The organism is Kosakonia sp. S57 (assembly GCF_016516575.1).
In the GTDB taxonomy this organism is placed as follows: domain Bacteria; phylum Pseudomonadota; class Gammaproteobacteria; order Enterobacterales; family Enterobacteriaceae; genus Kosakonia; species Kosakonia cowanii.
Genome location: NZ_JACVUL010000029.1, coordinates 1 through 21,809 on the forward strand (window position 1 = coordinate 1; position 21,809 = coordinate 21,809).

At 61.5% G+C, this 21,809-nt stretch carries 19 protein-coding genes; 5 read left to right on the forward strand and 14 right to left on the reverse strand.

All coding sequences use genetic code 11. The features are described from left to right. Positions 1 to 168 precede the first annotated feature (168 nt). The 10 genes from IAE48_RS21760 to IAE48_RS21805 all read right to left on the reverse strand — a co-directional run bounded on the left by IAE48_RS21760 (position 169) and on the right by IAE48_RS21805 (position 12,111). Positions 169 to 1,770: a gamma-glutamyltransferase family protein gene (locus IAE48_RS21760; RefSeq protein WP_200135564.1), complete on the reverse strand. Its 1,602-nt coding sequence runs from the start codon at positions 1,768 to 1,770 to the stop codon at positions 169 to 171. Between the two features lie 9 nt (positions 1,771 to 1,779). After that, a complete protein-coding gene (locus IAE48_RS21765) occupies positions 1,780 to 2,655 on the reverse strand; it encodes an ABC transporter permease (protein WP_200135565.1) in 876 nt (291 codons plus the stop codon). Beyond that, positions 2,655 to 3,599, reverse strand: coding sequence for an ABC transporter permease (locus IAE48_RS21770; protein WP_023479449.1), 945 nt, complete (start codon positions 3,597 to 3,599; stop codon positions 2,655 to 2,657). Before IAE48_RS21770 ends, IAE48_RS21765 begins: the two co-directional genes overlap by 1 nt. Positions 3,600 to 3,622: 23 nt before the next feature. Further along, the gene (locus tag IAE48_RS21775) at positions 3,623 to 5,137 is read right to left on the reverse strand and encodes an ABC transporter substrate-binding protein (RefSeq protein WP_200135566.1); all 1,515 of its coding nucleotides are present in this window, start codon (positions 5,135 to 5,137) and stop codon (positions 3,623 to 3,625) included. 11 nt (positions 5,138 to 5,148) lie between these two features. Next, positions 5,149 to 6,216 carry an ABC transporter ATP-binding protein gene (locus tag IAE48_RS21780; RefSeq protein ID WP_023479459.1) on the reverse strand — a complete coding sequence of 356 codons (1,068 nt, stop codon included), beginning with the start codon at positions 6,214 to 6,216 and terminating at the stop codon, positions 5,149 to 5,151. Then, positions 6,213 to 7,226 (reverse strand): ABC transporter ATP-binding protein, encoded by a 1,014-nt coding sequence (locus tag IAE48_RS21785; protein ID WP_200135567.1) that lies wholly within the window; start codon positions 7,224 to 7,226, stop codon positions 6,213 to 6,215. The genes IAE48_RS21780 and IAE48_RS21785 overlap by 4 nt, the downstream gene beginning before the upstream one ends. Further along, positions 7,223 to 7,939 carry a FadR/GntR family transcriptional regulator gene (locus tag IAE48_RS21790; protein ID WP_023479491.1) on the reverse strand — a complete coding sequence of 239 codons (717 nt, stop codon included), beginning with the start codon at positions 7,937 to 7,939 and terminating at the stop codon, positions 7,223 to 7,225. The genes IAE48_RS21785 and IAE48_RS21790 overlap by 4 nt, the downstream gene beginning before the upstream one ends. A 662-nt stretch (positions 7,940 to 8,601) precedes the next feature. Then, positions 8,602 to 9,864 (reverse strand): allantoate amidohydrolase, encoded by a 1,263-nt coding sequence (hpxK, locus tag IAE48_RS21795; RefSeq protein WP_200135568.1) that lies wholly within the window; start codon positions 9,862 to 9,864, stop codon positions 8,602 to 8,604. After that, positions 9,861 to 11,102, reverse strand: coding sequence for an alanine--glyoxylate aminotransferase family protein (locus tag IAE48_RS21800; RefSeq protein WP_128483587.1), 1,242 nt, complete (start codon positions 11,100 to 11,102; stop codon positions 9,861 to 9,863). The genes hpxK and IAE48_RS21800 overlap by 4 nt, the downstream gene beginning before the upstream one ends. Positions 11,103 to 11,271: 169 nt before the next feature. Continuing rightward, positions 11,272 to 12,111: a MurR/RpiR family transcriptional regulator gene (locus IAE48_RS21805; RefSeq protein WP_200135569.1), complete on the reverse strand. Its 840-nt coding sequence runs from the start codon at positions 12,109 to 12,111 to the stop codon at positions 11,272 to 11,274. A 115-nt stretch (positions 12,112 to 12,226) separates the two neighbouring features. Here IAE48_RS21805 and IAE48_RS21810 point away from each other — a divergent pair, with 115 nt between their 5' ends. From IAE48_RS21810 to hpxZ, 4 genes are read left to right on the forward strand one after another with little or no spacing between them, the layout of a single operon-like run. Further along, positions 12,227 to 13,810, forward strand: coding sequence for a gamma-glutamyltransferase family protein (locus IAE48_RS21810; RefSeq protein WP_200135570.1), 1,584 nt, complete (start codon positions 12,227 to 12,229; stop codon positions 13,808 to 13,810). 6 nt (positions 13,811 to 13,816) lie between these two features. After that, positions 13,817 to 14,008, forward strand: a complete 192-nt coding sequence (gene hpxX, locus IAE48_RS21815) for an oxalurate catabolism protein HpxX (RefSeq protein ID WP_200135571.1) — start codon at positions 13,817 to 13,819, stop codon at positions 14,006 to 14,008. Beyond that, positions 14,005 to 15,381 (forward strand): AtzE family amidohydrolase, encoded by a 1,377-nt coding sequence (locus tag IAE48_RS21820; protein ID WP_200135572.1) that lies wholly within the window; start codon positions 14,005 to 14,007, stop codon positions 15,379 to 15,381. The genes hpxX and IAE48_RS21820 overlap by 4 nt, the downstream gene beginning before the upstream one ends. Continuing rightward, a complete protein-coding gene (hpxZ, locus tag IAE48_RS21825; RefSeq protein ID WP_094419427.1) occupies positions 15,378 to 15,761 on the forward strand; it encodes an oxalurate catabolism protein HpxZ in 384 nt (127 codons plus the stop codon). Before IAE48_RS21820 ends, hpxZ begins: the two co-directional genes overlap by 4 nt. Before the next feature lie 167 nt (positions 15,762 to 15,928). Here hpxZ and cysH read toward each other — a convergent pair whose 3' ends face one another. From cysH to cysJ, 3 genes are all read right to left on the reverse strand, one after another. Continuing rightward, a complete protein-coding gene (gene cysH, locus IAE48_RS21830; protein ID WP_094419426.1) occupies positions 15,929 to 16,663 on the reverse strand; it encodes a phosphoadenosine phosphosulfate reductase in 735 nt (244 codons plus the stop codon). Positions 16,664 to 16,739: 76 nt separating this feature from the next. Continuing rightward, positions 16,740 to 18,452, reverse strand: a complete 1,713-nt coding sequence (cysI, locus tag IAE48_RS21835) for an assimilatory sulfite reductase (NADPH) hemoprotein subunit (RefSeq protein WP_094419425.1) — start codon at positions 18,450 to 18,452, stop codon at positions 16,740 to 16,742. After that, positions 18,452 to 20,260 (reverse strand): NADPH-dependent assimilatory sulfite reductase flavoprotein subunit, encoded by a 1,809-nt coding sequence (cysJ, locus tag IAE48_RS21840; protein ID WP_200135573.1) that lies wholly within the window; start codon positions 20,258 to 20,260, stop codon positions 18,452 to 18,454. Before cysJ ends, cysI begins: the two co-directional genes overlap by 1 nt. A gap of 304 nt (positions 20,261 to 20,564) precedes the next feature. Between cysJ and queD the strand changes: the two genes are divergently transcribed. After that, complete coding sequence (queD, locus tag IAE48_RS21845; RefSeq protein WP_023479478.1) at positions 20,565 to 20,924, forward strand: 6-carboxytetrahydropterin synthase QueD; 360 nt, start codon at positions 20,565 to 20,567, stop codon at positions 20,922 to 20,924. 45 nt (positions 20,925 to 20,969) lie between these two features. Here the strand turns inward: queD and queE are convergent, their stop codons facing one another. Further along, positions 20,970 to 21,641 (reverse strand): 7-carboxy-7-deazaguanine synthase QueE, encoded by a 672-nt coding sequence (queE, locus tag IAE48_RS21850; protein WP_042717647.1) that lies wholly within the window; start codon positions 21,639 to 21,641, stop codon positions 20,970 to 20,972. Between the last annotated feature and the right edge of the window lie 168 nt (positions 21,642 to 21,809).

The following is a 21,809-nucleotide window of genomic DNA, read 5'->3' on the forward strand; positions in this document are numbered from 1 at the left end:
GGATTGACAAGGGGAGCGCGGCCGCTTCCCTTGTCCCGTTCACCGCATAAGAGGTCAATGAAACTCTCCAACGCATGGTGAACGGAACCCTTCCACCCATGCCATATGCCAGGCCCATTGCCGGATGGCGCGTTACACGCTTATCCGGCCTACGGGAGCGGAGCTCCCTTAACTCACCAATGCCTGCCCATCTTTGCGGCTCTCGGTGGCGGCAACATACTGCCCCTCCGGCATCCGGTAAATCACCTGCGCGCCGCCGAAATTGTACCCCGCCTGCGGATCCTCAACGGTAATCTGATGCCCGCGATCGCGCAGCGCAGCGATCACATTGTGCGAGAAGGTCGACTCAACAATCACCTCCCGCCCGCGCACCACGCGCCAGCGCGGAGCGTCAATCGCCGCCTGCGGGTTCTGCCCGTGCTGCATAATGCGCAGCGCCATCTGCATATGCCCCTGCGCCTGCATCGGCCCGCCCATCACGCCAAAGGACATCAGCGGCTTGCCGTCTGCCCCCATCGCAAAGCCGGGAATAATGGTGTGGAACGGACGCTTACTGCCCGCCAGCGCATTCGGGTGTTTCGGATCGAGCACAAAGCCGCAGCCACGGTTTTGCAGGCTGATTCCGGTCTCCGGCACCACCACGCCCGAGCCAAAGCCCATAAAGTTGGACTGAATAAACGACACCATCATGCCGCTGGCATCCGCCGTTGAGAGATAGACCGTGCCGCTCTGCGTCGGCGAACCGTAGACAAAGTCAGAGGCTTTATCGGGGTCGATCAGCGCCGCGCGGGTTTTCAGGTAGCTGTCGCTGAGCAGCAGATCAGCGGCGAACTCAAGGTGATCTTCATCGGCGATATAGCGATCGAGATCCGCCAGCGCCAGCTTCATTGCCTCGATCGACAGGTGCAGCGACTGCACCGAATCGGGATCGTAACGGCCAATATCGCACTGTTCGAGAATACCGAGGGCAATCAGCGTCGCAATCCCCTGCCCGTTTGGCGGCAGCTCCTGCACCGATCCACCGGCAAAGTCGCGCGACAGCAGCGAGACCCAGTTGGCTTCATGATTCGCCAGATCCGCTTCGCTCAGGTGCGCGCCGTGCTGCTTTGCAAAGGCGGCGATCTTCTGCGCCAGCTCGCCGCGATAGAAGGCTTCACCGTTGGTCTCGGCAATCAGCTCCAGCGTGCGCGCCTGCGCCGGGTTACGGAAGATCTCGCCGACTTTCGGCGCACGGCCTTCAGGGGCAAAGCACTCGCTAAAGCCCGGCTGATCTTTCAGCTTGTCATAGCCGCGCTGCCAGAGATGGCCAATCAGCGGCGAGACGGGAAAACCGTTACGGGCATACTCAATCGCCGGTTGCGCGAGCGTGGTGAGCGGCAGCGTGCCGAAGCGCTCCGCCAGCGCCACCCAGCCGGAAACCGCGCCGGGCACCGTCACTGCGTCCCAGCCAATTTCGGGCACCGCATCAAGCCCGGCAAAGAGATCCGCATGCCAGCTGGCGGGCGAGCGGCCAGAGGCGTTCAGCCCGTGCAGCTCTTTGCCATCCCAGATGATGGCAAACGCATCGCTGCCGATGCCGCAGCCGGTCGGCTCGACCACTGTTAACGCCATCGCCGCAGCAATCGCCGCATCCACCGCATTACCGCCCTGCTGCAACATCCGCATTCCGGCCTGCGCCGCCAGCGGCTGCGACGTTGCCACCGCGTTTTGGCCAATCATCGGCGCGCGGCGTGAGGCGTAACCGACGCTAAAATCAATCGCTTTAGTCATGCAAACTCCTTAGTCGTGGCGCGGATCGAGCGCGTCGCGCAGCCCGTCGCCGAGTAAATTGAATCCCTGCACGGTGAGGAAGATCGCCACACCGGGAAAAATCGACATCCACGGCGCCTGCTCGAGGAACCCTTTTGCCGTGTTAAGCATGGCGCCCCAGGAGGGGTATGGCGGCTGCTGCCCGAGGCCGAGAAACGAGAGGCTCGCTTCGGTAATGATCGCCGAGGCGATGGCAAGGGTGGCCTGCACCAGAATCGGCGACATCACGTTGGGCAGCACATAGCGCACGATGATCCAGCGGTCCGGCAGGCCGATGGCCCGCGCGCCGTCGATATACTCTTCATTACGAATGGCGATCACCTGGCCGCGCGTCAGGCGGGCAAAGATCGGCATCGCCGAGAGGCCAATGGCGATCATCGCGTTGGTCAGGCTTGGGCCGAGAAACGCGCCGAGGGCAATCGCCATAATCAGAAACGGGCAGGCGAGCAGCGCTTCGATAAAGCGCGAAATCACCCCATCCCACATCCCCTGAAAATAACCGGCCAGCAGGCCGAGCGGCACGCCAATCACCACGGCGATCACCACCGAGACACAGCCCGCCAGCAGCGAGGTGCGCGCGCCCCACACCATGCGCGAGAGAATATCGCGCCCCAGCTCATCGGTGCCGAACCAGTGGAGCACCGAGGGGGCTTTACGCACCGCCATAAAATCGGCTTTGACCGGATCAAAGGGTGCGATCCACGGTGCCAGCAGCGCGATAAGCACAAAGATGCCGACAATCACCGCGCCAAGCACCGCGCTTTTGTTGGCGAGAAATTTCTTCAGCACCCGGTTTTCATTGCGCGGCAGCGTAGCCGCCGCACCGACAGAGGTGAGTTCCGCCATTATTCGCTCCGCATTTTCGGGTTGATTAACACATACAGCACGTCGGCCAGCAGGTTGAGGGCGAGAAAACCGATCGCCACCACCAGCACCACGCCCTGCACCACCGCGTAGTCGCGGTTGAAGACGGAATCGACAATCATCTTGCCGAAGCCGGGAATGGTAAACACCTGCTCGGTGAGCACTGCGCCGCCGAGTAATTCGCCGAACAGCAGCGTTGTCAGGGTGATCACCGGCACCAGCGCATTACGAAAAGCGTGCTTCATGATCACCGCTTTCGGCAGCAGCCCTTTGGCGCGGGCGGTGCGGATGTAATCGGCTTTCAGCACCGCAATCATCGACGCGCGGGTGTGGCGCATCAGCGTCGCCGCAAGGCCGGTGCCGAGTACCAGCGACGGCAGCAGCAGCGTGCGCAGGTTTTGCAGCGGATCCTCCGCAAAGGGCACAAAGCCGGAAGCGGGCAGCCACTGCAAATTGACCGAGAAGATAAGGATTAACAAAATCCCCAGCCAGAAGTGCGGCACCGAGATCCCCGAGATGGCGACAAAGTTGGTGCCGTGATCGATCCAGCTGTTCTTATTCACCGCCGCAAGGATGCCCATGCTGATGCCGACCAGCAGCGCGATGATCATCGCCAGCAGCGACATCTCCAGCGTCACCGGCAGCTTGGCGGCAATCAGATGGGTCACCGGCTCCTGCGTGCGTAAAGAGACGCCCAGATCCCCCTGCAACGCGCGGGTCAACCAGTGGAAATACTGCACCGGAATCGGCGCATCCAGGTTCAGCTCCGCACGCAGATGAGCGATTACCGCCGGATCGCGCTCCTCGCCGAGCATGGCGGTGATCGGATCGCCGGGCAGCAGCTTCTGCAACCCGAACACCATCATGCTCACCAGCAGCAGGGTTGGCACCGCGAGCATCAGGCGTTTGCAAATCAGTTCCAGCATGGTATCTCCTTACGGCTGACGGGTTATTTGGCGAAGCTCAGACCCGCCAGACGCACAATGCCGTCCGGGTAAGGGGTAAAGCCCTGCACTTTTTTGTTCAGCCCGAACAGGCGCGGCTCAAAGTAGAGATAGGCAATCGGCATATCCGTTTGCAGCTGTTTCACCACTTTTTCGTACAGCGCCTGGCGGGTGGCGGGATCGTTCTGCGTCCGCGCCTCGGTCAGCCATGTGTCAACCTGAGCATTGCTGTAACGGCCATCGTTGAGCGCACCTTTGCTGTGCACAAAGCCAAAGATACTGCCATCAGGATCCGGGCGGCCGGACCAGCCGGAGAAGCTGAGCTGATAATCACCGCTCTGCTGTCTGTCGAGCAGGGTGGCGAATTCCGTCATTTGCAGGTTGATGTTAAAGCCCGCTTCGGCGGTCATCGCTTGCAGCACCTGGCCCACCTGCTGCGAGGTCGGGTTATTCGGCACCAGCAGCGAGACGGTCAGCGGCGTTTTCACCCCGGCGGCCTGCAACAGCGCTTTTGCTTTCTCCACATCGCGCGGCGCAACAGGTAGCTTGACGTGATACGGGCTGACCGGCGAGAAGGCCTGGTTTGCCGGGGTATAAAGCCCCTCGAATACCACCTGGTTGAGCGCCTCGCGGTCGATAGCCAGCGAGAAGGCTTCGCGCACGCGCGCATCTTTAAACGGATCGTTGGCCGGCACTTTGCCGTTATTGATATTAAACGTGATGCCCTGATAACCGAGGCCGGTCACCTTCGCCAGTTGCAGCTTGCTGTCGCCCTGCACAGTTTTCACATCGCTGGCAGCAACGCCTTCCGTCAGATCGAGATCGCCCGCACGCAGGTTCGCCAGCCGCACGGAGGCATCCGGGATCGGCAGATAGACCACTTTGTCGAAGTGGTACGCGCCTTTGTTCCAGTAGTTATCGAAGCGGGTCAGCACAATGCGATCCTGCGCGACGCGGCTGTCGAATTTATAGGGGCCAGAGCAGACCGGGTGCGCGGCGAAATTGGCTTTCTTCGCCGCCTCTGGTGCCAGCATCGCGCCAGCGCGGTCGGTGAGCTGCATCAGCAGCGCCGAGTCCGGCGTTTTCAGGTGCAGAGCGATCTGCATCGGCCCGGTCACTTCAACAGACTCCACCGACGAAAGTTCGCTTTTGCGCAGCGAGCCTGGCAGCGTCAGAGCGCGGTCGAGGCTGAATTTTGCCGCCGCGGCGTCAAACTTCTCGCCGTCATGGAAGGTGGCCCCTTCGCGCAGAGTCATGGTCAGGGTTTTGCCATCTTCACTCCATGTCCACGCTGTGGCGAGGCCCGGCACCACCTTCAGGTTGGCGTCGACATCCACCAGCCGGTCGCAGAGCGAGGCAAAGACAAAACGCCCGTAGTAGGTGCGCGCCAGATGCGGATCGAGCATATCGGGATCGGCGCCGAGGCCCACTTTCAGCACACTTTCAGCGTGGGTCGGCAGCGCCGCGCCCAGCAACATAACGCTTCCCAGAACGGTCAACAGAGAATTTCGCACAATCATTATTGTTTCCTTTAACGGGACGAGTGAGAGGCTGCCTGTTCAAACAGCGCGCGGCGGCGCAGGAAGGCGGCGGAAGGTGGAGCAATCTGGATAACGCTGCGATCGCGGTTAATCTCCTGCCAGCGATGGCAGGCCACCTGGCGGCCACCGTCGAGTAGCTGGTTAATCGGCTCAAGCTGGCGGCACTCATCGCTGACATAGGGGCAGCGGGTGTGAAAACGGCAGCCCTGCGGCGGGTTGGCCGGGTTAGGCAGATCGCCCTGCAACAGCGGCGTTTGCCGCTCAAGACCCGGCTGCGTCTGCGGCGCGGAGGCGATCAGTGCCTGGGTGTAGGGGTGCAGCGGTGCATCGAAAATCTCTTCAACCGTTGCCATCTCGACAATCTGCCCGAGATACATCACTGCCACGCGGTCACTCATATGGCGGATCACCGCCAGACCGTGGGCGACGATAATCATCGTCAGGCCAAACTGCTGCTTGAGGTTCTCCAGCAGGTTGACCACCTGCGCCTGCACCGAGACATCGAGCGCCGACACCGGCTCATCGCCGAGCAGCAGTTTCGGCCCCGAAGCCAGCGCGCGGGCAATGCCGATACGCTGGCGCTGGCCGCCGGAAAACTCATGGGGGTAGCGACGCGCCCAGGCGGCGGGCAGCCCGACGGTGGAGAGCAGTTCCGCCACGCGCAGCTGGCGATCGCTTTTGCCCATCTTCTGGTGCAGCCACAGCGGCTCGCCGACGATCTGCTCAACGGTCATGCGCGGGTTAAGAGAGGCAAAGGGGTCCTGAAAGATAATTTGCAGTTCGCGGCGCAGCTGGTTAACGCGCGCGCCGCTGGCATGGGTGATCGCCTCGCCCTGGTAATAAACCTCGCCTTCGGAGGCGGCGAGCAGGCGCAGCAACAGGCGGCCGAGGGTCGATTTACCGGAGCCGGATTCGCCGACAATCGCCAGCGTTTCGCCGGGATAAACCGTCAGCGAGACGCGATCGACGGCGGTGACATACCGTTTTGGTGCAAAGAGGCGCGACGGCCCGGCAAAGCGTTTGCTGAGATCGTGGGCTTCAAGAATCGGTGTGCTCATGCGGTTTCTCCCAGCGCGATATGCTGTTCAAGGGGCGCGCGGAAACAGGCCACCAGGTGACCTGGCCCCTGCGGCTGTAAGGTCGGTTTTTCCTGATGGCAGCGCGTCTGCGCAAAGGGACAACGGGTGGCGAAGCGGCACCCTTTCGGCATTGCTTCCGGCAGTGGCACCGCGCCGGGAATAGTGGAGAGCGGGCCTTTGCGTGCGCCGAGGGAGGGGATCGAGCCCATCAGGCCAATGGTGTAGGGGTGCTGCGGATCGGCAAAAATCGCCTCGACGCTCCCCTGCTCCACCACCTGACCGGCGTACATCACCGCCACCTGCTGCGCCACTTCTGCCACCACGCCGAGATCGTGCGTGATCATCAACACTGCCGTGCCGGTCTCGGCCTTCAGGGTGTTGAGCAGGGCGAGGATCTGCGCCTGGATGGTGACATCCAGCGCGGTGGTCGGTTCGTCGGCAATCAGCAGCCGGGGGTTATTAATCAGCGCCATGGCGATCATCACGCGCTGGCGCATACCGCCGGAGAGCTGGTGCGGGTAGGCTTTAAGGCGCATCTCCGGGGCGGGAATCTGGACTTTTTCGAGTGTTTGTAGCGCCGCTGCCATCGCCTCACTGCGCGAGACGTTCTGGTGGCGCATCACCGCTTCACTGAGCTGATCGCCTAACGTGAACGCCGGGTTAAGGGAGGTCATCGGCTCCTGAAAAATCATCGCCAGCGCGTTGCCGCGCAGGTCGGCATAGTCACGCGGAGCAAGCTGGCGCAGATCCTGGTCGCGAAAGTGCATCTCGCCGCTGACAATCTGCGCGCTGGTGGGCAGCAGCCCCATTAACGCCAGCGAAGTAATACTTTTCCCGCAGCCCGATTCGCCCACCAGCGCCAGCGTCTCACCGCGTTTTACGCTCAGAGAGATGCCATCTAATACGCTGACCGGCGATCCGGCAAACTGCACCTTCAGGTTGGTTATCCGCAGCACCGGCGCGGGATCGTGAAACGGGATCGTCGTCATGGCATATCGTCCTCAATGTGGATGGCCTGGATCAGGGCGTATTGCAGATCGAGCAGGTGCTCGCGCATCGCCATGGCGGCCGCGGCCGGCTTGCGATCGCGGATCGCCTGCATAATGCGGTGATGATGATCGTTATAGCGGTCGACCTTCGCCGGGGTACGCGCCAGCTCGCGCAGGTGGTGCCAGGCGGGTTCGCGGCGCACGGCGTCGAGGGTGTCGAACAGGCCAAGCAGCAGGCGGTTACCCGCCGCTTCGGCAATCGCCCGGTGAAAGGCGCTGTCCCACAGTTCATTGAGATCGGGATCTTCGGCACTGACGTTATCGATACGCTCAAGCATGCGCTGCATCAGCGCCAGCTGCTCCGGGCTTGCCCGCAGTGCCGCCAGCCGCGCCAGGCCTGGCTCAATCTGTAAGCGCGACTCCATCACTTCCAGCATATTGGTCTGCTGAACCAGCCCCTGTAGCGCAACGGGCGAGGCAGGCGCGGTGGGGCCGGTAAAGGTCCCTTTGCCCTGCTTGCGCCAGATGCGCCCCTCCTCCTCCAGCACGTCGAGGGCGCGGCGGATCTCGCGCCGCCCGACGCCAAACATTTCAGCCAGCTCGCGCTCTGTCGGCAGAGGAGTCCCTGGTGTTGACTCATACTGGTGGATAAGGCCACGAAGCTGTTCAAGCGCTGTGCTGGAGTTCGCCAGATAGCGTGAGGGTTTTTCCATATTGGTTCATCCGCGTTTTGCGTTATCTTTTTATTTCATAACAGCAAGTTATAGTTTTTATGCCTGCTGCCACTCAGGGTTTATTAAGCAATTTGCGAACCAATAGATCATTGGTTCAGTTATATTTTTGAAATATTTGTTAATACATTGATTTAAAGATGTTTATTTTTTGCCAGCAGTGGCGGGAAAAGCAGCGCTTCAGAGGATGAAAAACGGCGAATGCACAGTTTTTGTGCAACATGCGCACCAAAAAAGAGCAAAACGTTCACAAATGCACCGCCAGATGGGGCGGTGCCTGAAAGAGATGAGGGGTTTGTATTGCCCGATGGCGCTGCGCTTATCGGGCCTACGGGTGCGGTGCCTGAGAGAGATGTGGGGTTTGTACTGCCCGATGGCGCTGCGCTTATCGGGCCTACGGGTGCGATGCCTGGGTGAGCCGGGTGTGTATTGCCCGATGGCGCTGCGCTTATCGGGCCTACGGCTGCGGTGCCTGGGTGAGCTGGGGGTTTGTATTGCCCGATGGCGCTGCGCTTATCGGGCCTACGGGTTCGATGCCTGAGTGAGCCGGGTGTGTATTGCCCGATGGCGCTACGCTTATCGGGCCTACGGTTTCGATGCGTGGGTGAGCCGGGTGTTGTAGGCCTGATAAGGCGCAGCCGCCATCAGGCAATGGCTGACGGGTGCGCGGTAAGCTGCCCGACCGCAAGGCTGAAGGCGCGCAGCGCCTGGGCGACATCATCCTCTGTCACGCTCTCCGCCGGATGGTGGCTGATCCCGCCCGCACAGCGCACAAAGAGCATCGCCGACGGCCAGCGTTCGGCAATGGCAATCGCGTCGTGCCCGGCACCGCTCGGCAACAACATCGTGCGCCCCTGCACTTCCCGCACCGCGTCGCTTAACTGCGCACGCAGAGCTTCATCGCAGGGCGTGGCGGCGATGGTATAAAAAATCTCATGGCTAAAACTCACGCCGCGCCGCGTCGCAATCACCTCCGCCTGTGCCAGCAGGCGTTGCAGCAGCGCGTCGCGCGCTTCATCCTGCGGGCTGCGAATATCGAGCGTCAGGCTTACCGCGCCCGGGATGACATTCACCGCGCCGGGCTCGCACTGCAAGGTACCAACGGTGGCGACAATATCCGGCGCGAAGGCCTGGGTGGTCTGCTCAATAAACAGCAGCCATTCGGCGGCGGCGGCCAGCGCATCGCGGCGATGGCGCATCGGCACCGTCCCGGCATGGCCTGCTTCGCCAGTAAAGCGGGCGTGCAGACGGTGCGCGCCATTAATTGCGCTCACTACGCCAAGGGCGAGATCCTCCTGCTCCAGCACCGGCCCCTGCTCAATATGCAACTCGAGGTAGGCCGAGAAATCCGCCGCCGGGCGCTGGGCGGCAAAAATCGCATCGGCGCTCAGCCCGGCAAGGGCTAACGCCTGCGCCACGCTGACCCCCTGCGCATCTTCGCAGGCGAGCCACGAGGCGGGCCAGCTGCCGGTCAGGCCGCGGCTGCCGAGCAGGGCGATGTTAAAGCGCGTCCCCTCCTCATCAGCAAAACCGATAATCTCAATTGCCTGCGCCCCGCGCAGCCCGGCACGGTTCAGCGCATCCACCACTTCAATTGCTGCCAGCACGCCGAGCATGCCGTCGTAACGCCCGGCGTTGCGCACCGTGTCGAGATGGGAGCCGAGCAGCAGCGCCTGCGCACCCGGCTGCGCGGCCTCATAGCGCCCGCAGATATTGCCGACCGCATCCTGCCAGGTGTTCATACCCGCCTGCTGCATCCACTGCGCGACCAGCGCGTTGGCCTGCAAATGCTCCGACGAGAGATAAACGCGGGTCAGCCCCTCTGTGCTTTCGCTTAATTGCGCCAGCGCGTCGCAGCGCGCCATTACCCGACCGGCGGCGCAGGCGGCCTCCTCCTGACTTATCATGCGCGCGCTCCTTCATACACATCCCAGGCTGCCTGCATCGCCGCGCCCTGCACGGTGCGAAAACCGAGGCGATTGAGCACCGCTTCCAGCGCGGTGAGGGTTTGCAGGACGCAATCTTTGCGCGCGTTATAGCCCATGGTGCCGATGCGCCAGATCTTGCCCTGTAGCGGGCCGAAGGAGGTACCAATCTCAATATGGAAATCGTTCAGCAGGCGCTGGCGCACCTCTTCACCGTGCACCTCAGGCGGGATCACCACCCCGAGCACGTTATTCATCTTGTGGCGGATGTCGCCAAACACGCCCAGCCCCATTCCCTGGATACCGGCGAGCAGCGCGCGGCCGTGCAGTTCGTGGCGGGCAATCAGGTTATCCATCCCCTCCTCCAGCATAATGCGCGCGCATTCGCGGGCGGCGAAAAGCATGCTGGTGGCTTCCGTATGGTGATTAAGGCGCTCCGGCCCCCAGTAATCCATCACCATGCCGAGATCGAAATAGTTGGAGTAGATCATCTCCTCGCTGCCATCCTCGTGGGCCTCGGTGCGGATCCCCTGCTCAACGCAGCGGCGGGCGCGGATCGCCGCCTCCATGCGCGGGCTTAAGGTGATCGGCGCGCTGCCGGACGGCCCGCCAAGGCACTTCTGCAACCCGGCAGAGACCGCATCCAGCCCCCAGGCATCGCTCTCCAGCGCGTTGCCGCCAAGTGACGCCGTGGCATCGGTGTAGAACAGCACATCGTGGCGGCGGCAGATCTCGCCCAGTTGATCGAGGGGTTGCAGCATCGTTGTCGAGGTGTCGCCCTGCACCGTCAGCAGCAGGCGCGGCTTAACGCGCTTGATCGCCTCTTCAATCTGATCCGGGGTGAAGACTTCGCCCCACGGCACCTCGATGGTATGCACCTCAGCGCGGCAGCGGCGGGCGATTTCACAGAGCAGGTGACCGAAGCGGCCAAACACCGGCACCAGTACGCGGTCGCCGGGGCGAATGGCAGAGACGAGGATCGCCTCAATACCGGCGCGCGAGGTGCCATCCACCAGCATCGTCCAGCGGTTTTCAGTGCGAAAGACGCCGCGATAGAGCGCCATCACCTCATTCATGTAGCCGGTCATCACCGGATCGTACTGGCCGATAAGCTGGCTCGCCATCGCACGCAGCACGCGCGGATCGGCATTGATCGGCCCCGGCCCCATCAGCAGGCGTTGAGGCGGGTTGATTTGTGAACTGTGGGAGAGATCAAACATTGGCACGTCCTTCATCCGGTCAATGAAACAAAAGGTTCTTATTTGCTATTTCTGCAACTAATGTGCCATGGACGGAGGGGACGGGACTGCGGGGTAAACCACAAAATCGGGGGCACAGCGTGCCCCGTGAGGTGTCATCAACGTGGTGCGAAAGCACCAAAAAAGTGCATCAGCGCGGTTCGAGTTCGTCGAGATCCTGATAGAGCGCAGCGATAGTGTGAATGCGCTGGCGCCCTTCGCTAAGCGTGGTGTGCAGCAGCGCGTTAGCGAGCAAGTTCACCAGGCTCATGGCGCTGCTGTAGCTGTCGAAGGCCGAGACGCTCTCCAGCGGCAGGCCGATATGCCAGCGGCTAACGGCTTTCAGCCCGCTGGCCTGCGCTTCACTCAGCACCAGCACCGGCACGCCGCGGCTTTGCAGCGTCTCCAGCAGCGGACGCACGCCGCGCGGACGACGGCGAAACGCCACCATCACCACCATATCCTCCCCGGTGAGATCGACAATCTCTTCTGCCAGCGTCTGCCCCGGCTGCGGCATCACCGCCACCTGCCCGCGGCTTTGCAATAACTGCTGGCGCAGATGCAGCGCCACCGGCGCGCTGTTGCGAAAGCCGATAATCACCACCCGCCGGGCAGCGCTCAGGGCAGCGTTAATGGCGGCAAACTGCTCCGCATCAAGGCTGTTGATCCACTGGGTCAGGTTCGCCATCTCCTGCTTATAGTGGCGCGCCAGCAGCGTGTTGCCCTGCACCGCCTCGCGGCTTTCCGCCAGCGGCATCCCGCTCTGGCGCAGGGTGCGCAGCTCATCGCGCATCGCTTTGAAGTTGTCGTAACCGAGCCGGCGAAACAGGCGGCTGACGGTCGCTTTCGACACGCCGCTTAAGCGGGCAAGCTCCGCGCTGTTGTAGCTCACCAGGTCGTCGAAGTGGTCGAGAATAAAGGCGGCCACCCGCTGCTCCTGCGGCGAGAGGTGGTCGTAACACGCGCGTAAGCGCATATCGAGCTGCTGCATAACGCCTCCTGCAACTTTTGTTTCAGCTAAAGCTGACACAGTGAAACGTATCGCGTCAATCTGGAACAGCTCTTGCTTAGCACTCTGCTATACCCGCAAAAAAGGAAGCGTGACGATGCAGAGTAATATGGCCCCCTCCGGTATGGCGGTAACGCCCCACCACCTTGCCAGCGAGTCGGCGCTCTCGGTGCTGCGCCACGGCGGTGATGCGATTGAAGCGATGGTCGCGGCGGCGGCCACCATTGCGGTGGTCTATCCGCATATGAACGGCATTGGCGGGGACGGCTTCTGGCTGATCGTGCCGCCGAACGGCGAACCGCTGGCGATCGATGCCAGCGGCGCGGCGGGCCAGCACGCGACCACCGCCTTTTATAACGGGCATGCGCATATTCCCCATCGCGGACCGCTGGCGGCGTTAACCGTGCCCGGCACATTGAGCGGCTGGGAGGAGGCGCTGGCGTTCTCCACCTCACTCGGCGGCGGGCAGCTTCCGCTTTCGCGCCTGCTGGCAGATGCCATTCGCTACGCCGCCGACGGCATTCCCGTCACCCAGTCGCAGGCCAGCGCCACCCAGGCGAAGTACGCTGAACTGGTCGATGTCCCCGGTTTTGCCGACACCTTTTTACCAGAGGGCAGTGCGCCTTTGGCGGGGAGCCGCTTTTGCCAGCCGAAACTGGCGCGCACCTTAACCCGGCTTGCCACTGAGGGGCTGAGTAGTTTTTATCGCGGCCCGCTGGCAACGATTATCGCCGCTGAAATGGCGGCTTTAGGCCTGCCGGTGACCGCGCAGGATCTCGCCGCTCATCGCGCCCAGCGCCGCGTGCCGCTGCGGCTCGCGCACAGCCAGGGCAAGGTGTTCAACATGACGCCGCCCACTCAGGGGCTGGTGTCGCTGGCGATCCTCGGCATTACCGACCACCTGGCGATGGAACAGGCCAGCGAAGTGCAGACCATCCACCGAATTGTCGAAGCGACCAAAAAAGCCTTTGGCCTGCGCGACCGCTATATCACCGATCCGCGCCACGTCACGCTGCCGGTGCAGAGCCTGCTGGAGCAGGCACCGCTGGAACAGCTCGCCGCCAGCATCGATGAGCAGCGCGCCGCCCCCTGGGGCTCAGGCAAAGGGCCGGGGGATACGGTGTGGATGGGCGTGGTGGATAAAAACGGGCTGGCGGTGTCGTTTATCCAGAGCATCTATCACGAGTTTGGCAGCGGCGTGGTGCTGCCGGAGAGCGGCGTGCTGCTGCAAAACCGCGGCGCGGCCTTCAGCCTCGACCCGGAACATCTGCTGGCGCTGATGCCGGGCAAACAGCCGTTCCACACCTTAAACCCGGCGGCGGCGCGGCTTAATGATGGGCGCACCATGGTCTACGGCACGATGGGCGGCGACGGGCAGCCGCAGACTCAGGCGGCGATCTTTACCCGCCATGTGTTGCAGGGAATGGGATTGCAGGAGGCGGTCTGTGCCCCGCGCTGGCTGCTCGGGCGCACCTGGGGGCAGACCTCCGACAGCCTGAAGCTGGAGAGCCGCTTTAGCGAAGAGACGGCGCAGGCACTGCGCGCCATGGGCCATGAGGTGGAGTGGCTGCCCGGCTTAAGCGAAGCGACCGGCCATGCCGGTGCGATTGTGCGCCATGCCAACGGCATGCTGGAGGGGGCGTTTGATCCGCGCAGCAACGGCAGCGCGGCGGGTTTCTAAGGAGCGATGATGAACAACGACGCAACAGACTGGCCGGCGTGGATCCGGCTGATGGAGCAGATACTTGAGGTGCCGCTTGATGACGCGCGCCGCGCGGAGCTTGAGGTGCAGCTGGCGCGCATCGCGGCGATGGCGCAGCCGTTAATGCAGTTTCCCCTGTCCCCTCGTCAGGAAGGCGCGGGAGAGTACCGCTTATGAATCTGTCGATTGAGGATATTCAGCGCGGGCTGCGCGAGAAGTGGTTCAGCGCGCACGAACTGGCGCAGCAGACGTTATCGCGCATCGATCAGCTTAACCCCGGCATTAATGCTTTTACTGAAGTCACCGCTCCGCGCCTGCTTGCGGAGGCGGCGCAAATTGACCGCCAGATCGCCGGAGGTGAAACGCTGCCGCCGCTGGCGGGGGTGCCGTTTGCGGTGAAAAACCTGTTTGATATTGCGGGCGTGACAACGCTGGCTGGTGCGGAGTTGTTCAGCAACGATCCGCCCGCCGCGCAGGATGCCTTTGCCCTGCGCCAGCTTCATCGCGCCGGAGCGCTGCTGGCCGGGGCGCTCAATATGGACGCCTATGCCTATGGTTTCACCACTGAGAACAGCCACTACGGCGCGACGCGCAACCCGCGCGATCGCACCCGCGTGGCGGGCGGCTCCTCTGGCGGCTCGGCGGCAGCGGTCGCGGCGGGGATGGTCAGTTTCGCTCTCGGCACCGACACCAACGGCTCGATCCGCGTGCCTGCTTCTCTCTGCGGTGTGAATGGCCTGAAACCAACCTTCGGGCGTTTGTCGCGCAGCGGCAGCCACCCCTTTGTGCCGAGCCTCGATCATATCGGCCCGCTGGCGCGCACCGTCGACGATCTGACGCGGGTGTATGACGCCATGCAGGGGCACGATCCGGACGATCGCGCCCAGGCGGATCGCCCGCTTGAGCGAGCGCTTACGCAGATTACCCGCGACGATCCGCTGCGCTGTGCGGTGCTGGAGGGGTTCTTCACCACCTGGTGCGATAACGATGCCCGCGATGCCTTAAGCCAGGTGGCACGCGCGCTGGCAGCGGATCGCGCTATTACGCTGCCGCAGGCGGAGCTGGCACGTTCGGCGGCGTTTGTGCTGACCGCGGCCGAAGGGGGAAATGCGTACCTGCCCGCCCTACGCACGGCGGCGGATAAGTTTGAGCCGAACTCGCGCGAACGCCTGCTGGCGGGGGCGATGACGCCGTCGGCGTGGTATACGCAGGCGCAGCGCTTCCGCGCCTGGTTTCGTGATGAGACGCTGGCGCTGTTTAAGGATGTCGATCTGCTGCTCGCTCCCGCCACGCCGTGCAGCGCCACGCAGATCGGGGACGCGACAATGCGCATTAACGGCTGCGACCTGCCGGTGAAAGCGAGCATGGGGATGCTGACGCAGCCGATTTCGTTTCTCGGCCTGCCGGTGGTGACCGTGGCGCTGAAGAGCGAGCGCGGGCTGCCGATTGGCGTACAGATTATTGGCGCGCCGTGGCAGGAGGCGCGCTGTTTACAGGCAGCATGGCGGCTGGAGCAGGCCGGGCTTCTTTATCCGCAGGAGGGGGCATGAATCGGGACAATATTGACCGCCCGCTGATCCTCAATGAGGTGACGGCGGCGTTTTATCGTTATGAGCAGGCGTTGATCAGTAATGATGTGGCGGTGCTGGATGAGCTGTTCTGGGATGACGGGCGTACGGTGCGCTACGGGGCGACGGAAAACCTTTACGGCATGGCGGCAATCCGCGATTTTCGCCAGGCGCGGCCGTCAGCCGGGTTAGAAAGAGTGTTACGCAATACCACCATCACCACCTTCGGCGATGAGATGGCGGTGGCGAGCACCGAGTTTACCCGCGAAAACAGCGAGCGCATCGGCCGCCAGATGCAGACGTGGGTGAAGTTCCCGTTCGGATGGCGGATTGTCGCCGCCCATGTGAGTGTGATGCAGTAGGAGTGTTACAAAACCGCAGTCGTTATTCGTAGGCCGGATAAGCGTTAGCGCCATCCGGCAGTGTGATGCCGTAAGTCAGTGCGGTCTGTTTGCCGGATGGCGGCTGCGCCTTATCCGGCCTACAACACCGGCAAAATCGCGGTGGCCATCCGGCAACGGCGGAAGAGTTACCCTTCGTGCAGCCCGCATTCGCGTTTCAGGCCGAAGAAGCGCGTCTCCTCCTCTGCCATACCCGGCTCCCATTTGCGGGTGGTGTGGGTGTCGCCGACTGACAGATAACCCTGATCCCACAGCGGATGGTACTTAAGCCCCTGCTTTTGCAGATACTGGTACACCGTGCGGTTATCCCAGTCGATGATCGGCAGCACTTTGAACACGCCGCGCTGAATACCCAGCACCGGCAGCGCCGCGCGGCTACCGGACTGCTCGCGACGCAGCCCGGCAAACCAGGTTTGTGCATTGAGATCCGCCAGCGCTCGGTTCATCGGCTCGACTTTGTTGATCTGGTTGTACTTCTCAATCCCTTCCACGCCCTGCTCCCACAGCTTGCCGTAGCGCGCTTCCTGCCAGGCCGGGCTCTGCTCGGCGCGATAGACCTTGAGGTTTAAGTTGAGCTTCTCCGTCAGCTCATCAATAAACTGGTAGGTCTCCGGGAAGAGATAGCCGGTGTCGGTCAGGATCACCGGGATATTCGGGCAGACCTGGTTGACCAGGTGCAGGCTGACCGCCGCCTGAATACCAAAGCTGGATGAGAGCACATACTCACCCGGCAGGTTTTCCAGCGCCCACGCCACGCGCGCTTCGGCGGTGAAGGTTTCAAGCTGGGCGTTGGTGTCGGCCAGTTGCTGGTCGCGTTCCTCTTTCGCCAGCGCGTTGAGCGCGTTCAGATCGAGTATGGACATAGGTTCCTCACAGTTTTATTGCCGGGTGGCGTGTTCAGTGCCGGATGGCGGCTTTGCCTTATCCGGCCTGCAACGCTTATTCCCAAAAATCGCGCGCCGGATCTAATACCGGACGGATAATGCCGCTGCGCACGGTGAAATCGCCGAAGCCTTCACCCGCTTCGCGCTCCTGCGCCCAGCGACCGACGAGGGTGTCGATCTCGCCTAAGATCTCCGGCTCGGTAATGTTTTCACGGTACATGCGCGGAATACGCGTGCCGCTGCGGTTGCCGCCCAGATGCAGGTTGTAGCGACCCGGCGCTTTACCTACCAGGCCAATCTCCGCCAGCATCGCGCGGCCACAGCCGTTCGGACAGCCGGTGACGCGCAGCACGATATGCTCATCGCCGACGCCATGTTTCACCATCAGCGCCTCCACTTTGTCGACGAAGGATGGCAGGAAACGCTCCGCTTCCGCCATCGCCAGCGGGCAGGTCGGGAAGGAGACGCAGGCCATCGAGTTTTCACGCTGCGGCGTCACCGCATCCATCAGACCGTGGCTACGCGCCAGCTGCTCGATCGCCGCTTTCTGGCTCTCCGGCACGCTGGCAATGATCAGATTCTGGTTGGCAGTGATGCGGAACTCGCCCTGGTGGATCTTCGCGATCTCCAGCAGGCCAGTTTTCAGCGGGCGTCCCGGATAATCGAGGATGCGGCCGTTTTCAATAAACAGCGTCAGGTGCCAGTTGTTGTCGATCCCTTTAACCCAGCCGATGCGATCGCCGCGCCCGGTAAACTCATACGGGCGGATCGGCTCAAACGTGATCCCCGCGCGGCGTTCCACTTCCGCTTTAAAGGTCTCAACGCCGACGCGCTCAAGGGTGTATTTGGTTTTGGCGTTTTTACGATCGGTACGGTTGCCCCAGTCGCGCTGGGTAGTGACCACCGCTTCCGCCACTGCCAGCGTATGCTCCAGCGGCAGGTAGCCAAACTCGCTCGCCGTGCGGGCGTAAGTTTTCTTATTGCCGTGCTCAATAGAGAGCCCGCCGCCGACCAGCAGGTTAAAGCCGACCAGCTTGCCATTCTCGGCAATCGCCACAAAGTTCATGTCGTTAGCGTGCAGATCGATATCGTTCTGCGGCGGGATCACCACCGTAGTTTTGAACTTACGCGGCAGATAGGTCTGGCCGAGGATCGGCTCTTCATCGGTGGTGGCCACCTTCTCCTGATCGAGCCAGATCTCCGCATAGGCGCGGGTACGCGGCAGCAGGTGCTCGGAGATCTTCTTCGCCCACTCGTACGCTTCGGCGTGCAGCTGCGATTCGAACGGGTTCGAGGTGCAGAGCACGTTACGGTTCATGTCGTTGGCGGTCGCCAGCGCATCAAGACCTACGGAGTGCAGCATCTGGTGCACCGGCTTCACGTTCTTCTTCAGAATGCCGTGAAACTGGAAGGTCTGGCGGTTAGTCAGACGGATGCTGCCGTAAATGGTGTTGTCATGGGCGAACTTATCGATCGCCTGCCACTGTTTGGTGGTGATAACACCGCCCGGCAGGCGGCAGCGCAGCAGCATTGCGTGGCGCGGTTCGAGCTTCTGCTCGGCGCGCTCGGCGCGAATGTCGCGGTCATCCTGCTGGTACATGCCGTGAAAACGGATCAGCAGGAAGTTGTCGCCGGTGAAGCCACCGGTCAGACCGTTATTTAAATCTTCGGCGATGGTGCCGCGCAGATAGTTACTCTCAAGCTTCATGCGCTCGGCATCGGCCAGTTTGCCTTCGACCACCAGAGGGCCGGGATGTTTTTCGCTCATTAGTAGACATCTCGCTGATAACGGCGCTCAACGCGCAGCTCACTTAAAAATTCATCCGCCGCTTCGGTATCCATGCCACCGAATTCGGCAATCACGTCCAGTAAAGCCTGCTCAACGTCTTTCGCCATGCGATTGGCGTCGCCGCAGACATAAATGTGGGCACCCTCATTGATCCAGCGCCACAGCTCTGCGCCCTGTTCGCGCAGTTTGTCTTGTACGTATATTTTCTCTTTTTGATCCCGCGACCAGGCGAGATCGATACGGCTCAGCACGCCCTCTTTCACATAGCGCTGCCACTCCACCTGGTAGAGGAAATCCTCGGTAAAGTGCGGGTTGCCAAAGAAGAGCCAGTTTTTGCCCGGCGCTTCATCGGCGGCGCGCTGCTGCATAAAGGCGCGGAACGGCGCAATGCCGGTGCCAGGACCAATCATAATGACCGGCGTTTCCGGGTTGGCCGGCAGGCGGAAGTGGTCGTTATGCTCGATAAAGACGCGCACTTCGCCCTCCTCTTCCACGCGATCGGCGAGGAAGCTGGACGCACCACCGGCACGCGGACGGCCTTCAATCTCGTAACGCACCACGCCGACGGTGACGTGCACTTCACTCTCCACTTCTGCCTGCGCAGAGGCGATGGAGTAGAGACGCGGCGTCAGCGGGCGCAGCAGGCCAATCAGCGCATCAGCATCCAGTTGCGCCGGGGAGAAGCGCACCATATCAACAATAGGCGTGGTCGCGGCGTAGTGCTGCAACTTCGCCTTATCACCCACCAGCGGCAGTAGGGATTCGCTGCGCGTCAGAGTGGCGTAGTTCTCAACGATATTGGCGGTGTTAACGGTCAGCTCGAAATACCACTGTAAAGCTTCAGCCAGCGGCAGGGTTTTACCGTCAACGGTGACCGGCTCGTCGCCCTTCAGCCACAGCAGCTCCACCAGCTCTTTCACCAGCGCCGGATCGTTCTGGTACCAGACACCGAGCGCATCGCCAGGCTGGTAGCGCAGGCCAGAGTCGCCAAGATCGATTTCGATATGGCGAACATCTTTTTCCGAGTTACGGCCGGTGATTTTCTGATTAACGGAGAGCGTCGCGGCGAGCGGTGCTTCTTTAGTGTAGGGGCTGGAGGTGACTTCATTCACCGCGCCGCTGGCGCTGGCTGCGGTCTGCGCAGGCGTGGCGGCCGGGGCGCGGGCTTTCAGCACCTCGACGACGCGCGCACGCCACTCGGCGGCGGCGGCCTGGTACTCAACATCGGCATCAACGCGATCGAGCAGACGCTCGGCGCCCAGCTCTGCCAGCTTGCTGTCGAAATCTTTCCCCGCCTGGCAGAAGAACTCATAGGAGCTGTCGCCGAGGCCAAACACCGCAAAGGCGGTGTCGGTAAATTTCGGCGCTTTTTTCGAAAAGAGGAATTTATGCAGTGCTACCGCTTCTTCCGGCGCATCCCCCTCGCCCTGCGTCGAGGCGACAATTACCAGCAGCTTCTCGTTGGCAATCTGTTTGAATTTATAGTCGCCCGCGTTGACCAGATTGACGCTCAGTTTCGCCGCCAGCAGATCGTCGCGCAGCGCTTCAGCGACGCGGCGCGCATTGCCGGTCTGCGAGGCGGAGATCAGGGTAATCGATGGGGTTTCGGCAACGGGTGCAGCGGTGGCAACGGCCGCCGCGCCGGGCTGCTGATTGAGCACGCCCCAGAAATAGCCGGAAACCCAGGCGAGCTGGGTGGGAGTCAAATCGGTGGTGGCCGCCTGGAGGCGCGCCAGTTGCTCCGGGTTTAACGGGAGCAACGCGGAAGATGGGGCCTGGGTTGTCATGCGTCGTTATGTTCCAGTAGCAAAGCTGTTTTTATGTTTTGAAAAACAGAAGAGAAAGTAAGGTTAACGGCGGGGATAATAACAATTAAAGAAAGGTTGGAAATAATAAATAACCAAAAGGACTAACCTGTTTTAGCTATCATCCTTAACAGTAAAACAGGTTGAATAAGTCACTGAATTTTATTGATAAATCGCCTACATGGTTAAGCGCGCGCGGCGGTAATCGTTTTTAGCGGTTTTAGTTAATGCTAAAAAAGGTCATTTCCGCTACCATTCGGCGGTTTTTGTAGCCTGAGAGTGCATTATGTCGACCACCTTGTTTAAAGATTTCACCTTCGAAGCCGCGCACCACCTGCCCCATGTTCCTGAGGGACATAAATGCGGCCGCCTGCATGGCCACTCCTTTATGGTGCGCCTGGAGATCACCGGCGAGGTGGACCCTTATACCGGCTGGATTATGGATTTCGCCGAGCTGAAAGCGGCGTTTAAACCGCTCTACGACAGACTGGATCACTACTATCTGAATGAGATCCCGGGGCTGGAAAACCCGACCAGCGAAGTGCTGGCGAAATGGATTTGGGATCAGATGAAGCCGGTTGTGCCGCTGCTGAGCGCGGTGATGGTGAAAGAGACCTGCACCGCCGGATGCGTCTACCGCGGCTGATCCTCTGCGTAAAACAACAAACCCGCCGCTGGCGGGTTTTGTTTTTTAGGCGATGTTGAGATATTTGTGCGTCTGCATCGACAGCCGCCAGTTGCGCGCAATGCAGGTTTCAATACACAGACGCGTGGCGTCCTCTTTCTGGCTGATCGGTTGCAGGGCGATAACCCGCTGCTTCTGATCGTGCAGCTGCGCCAGCAGTTCATCCAGCGCTTCGATATCGCGCATGCGCCCGACCGGGTGCTTGATCTCATCGGCGCGCTCCAGCGCCTGCTGCAGCACATCATACCCGCCGCGCATATTCACCTTCGGCGAAACCGTCACCCAGGTGGAGTGGGAAGTGCGCACTTCGTGGGTGCCGCTGGTTTCGATCTGGCAGCTAAAGCCATGCTTCTCCAGCAGTGCGGTGAGCGGAATAAGGTCGTGAATGCAGGGTTCGCCGCCGGTGATCACCACGTGGCGTGCCGTCCAGCCCTGGCGCTCAATAATGGCGAGCAGATCTTCGCTGCTGGCCGCGCCCCACTTGTCGCTCTCTTTGGTCTTGCCAAGAATGCTGTAGAGCGACACCTCCCGATCCGCGAGCTTATCCCAGGTGTGTTTGGTGTCGCACCAGGCGCAACCAACCGGGCATCCCTGTAAACGAACAAAAATGGCGGGAACGCCGGTGAAGTAACCCTCGCCTTGCAGGGTCTGGAACATCTCGTTAATCGGGTACTGCATGCTGGCTCTTTATCGAAGTGAAAAAAGGGATTATTGCAGATAACCCGCCGCCGATCATGTGCCATTTGCGCTTTGCCGCAACATCTCCGGCGGGCAGTACGCCATTTATGGCGAATTGTCAGCGGTGAAAGAGTGCCGCTATGATGTGGCGAATCTACCCCAGCCCTG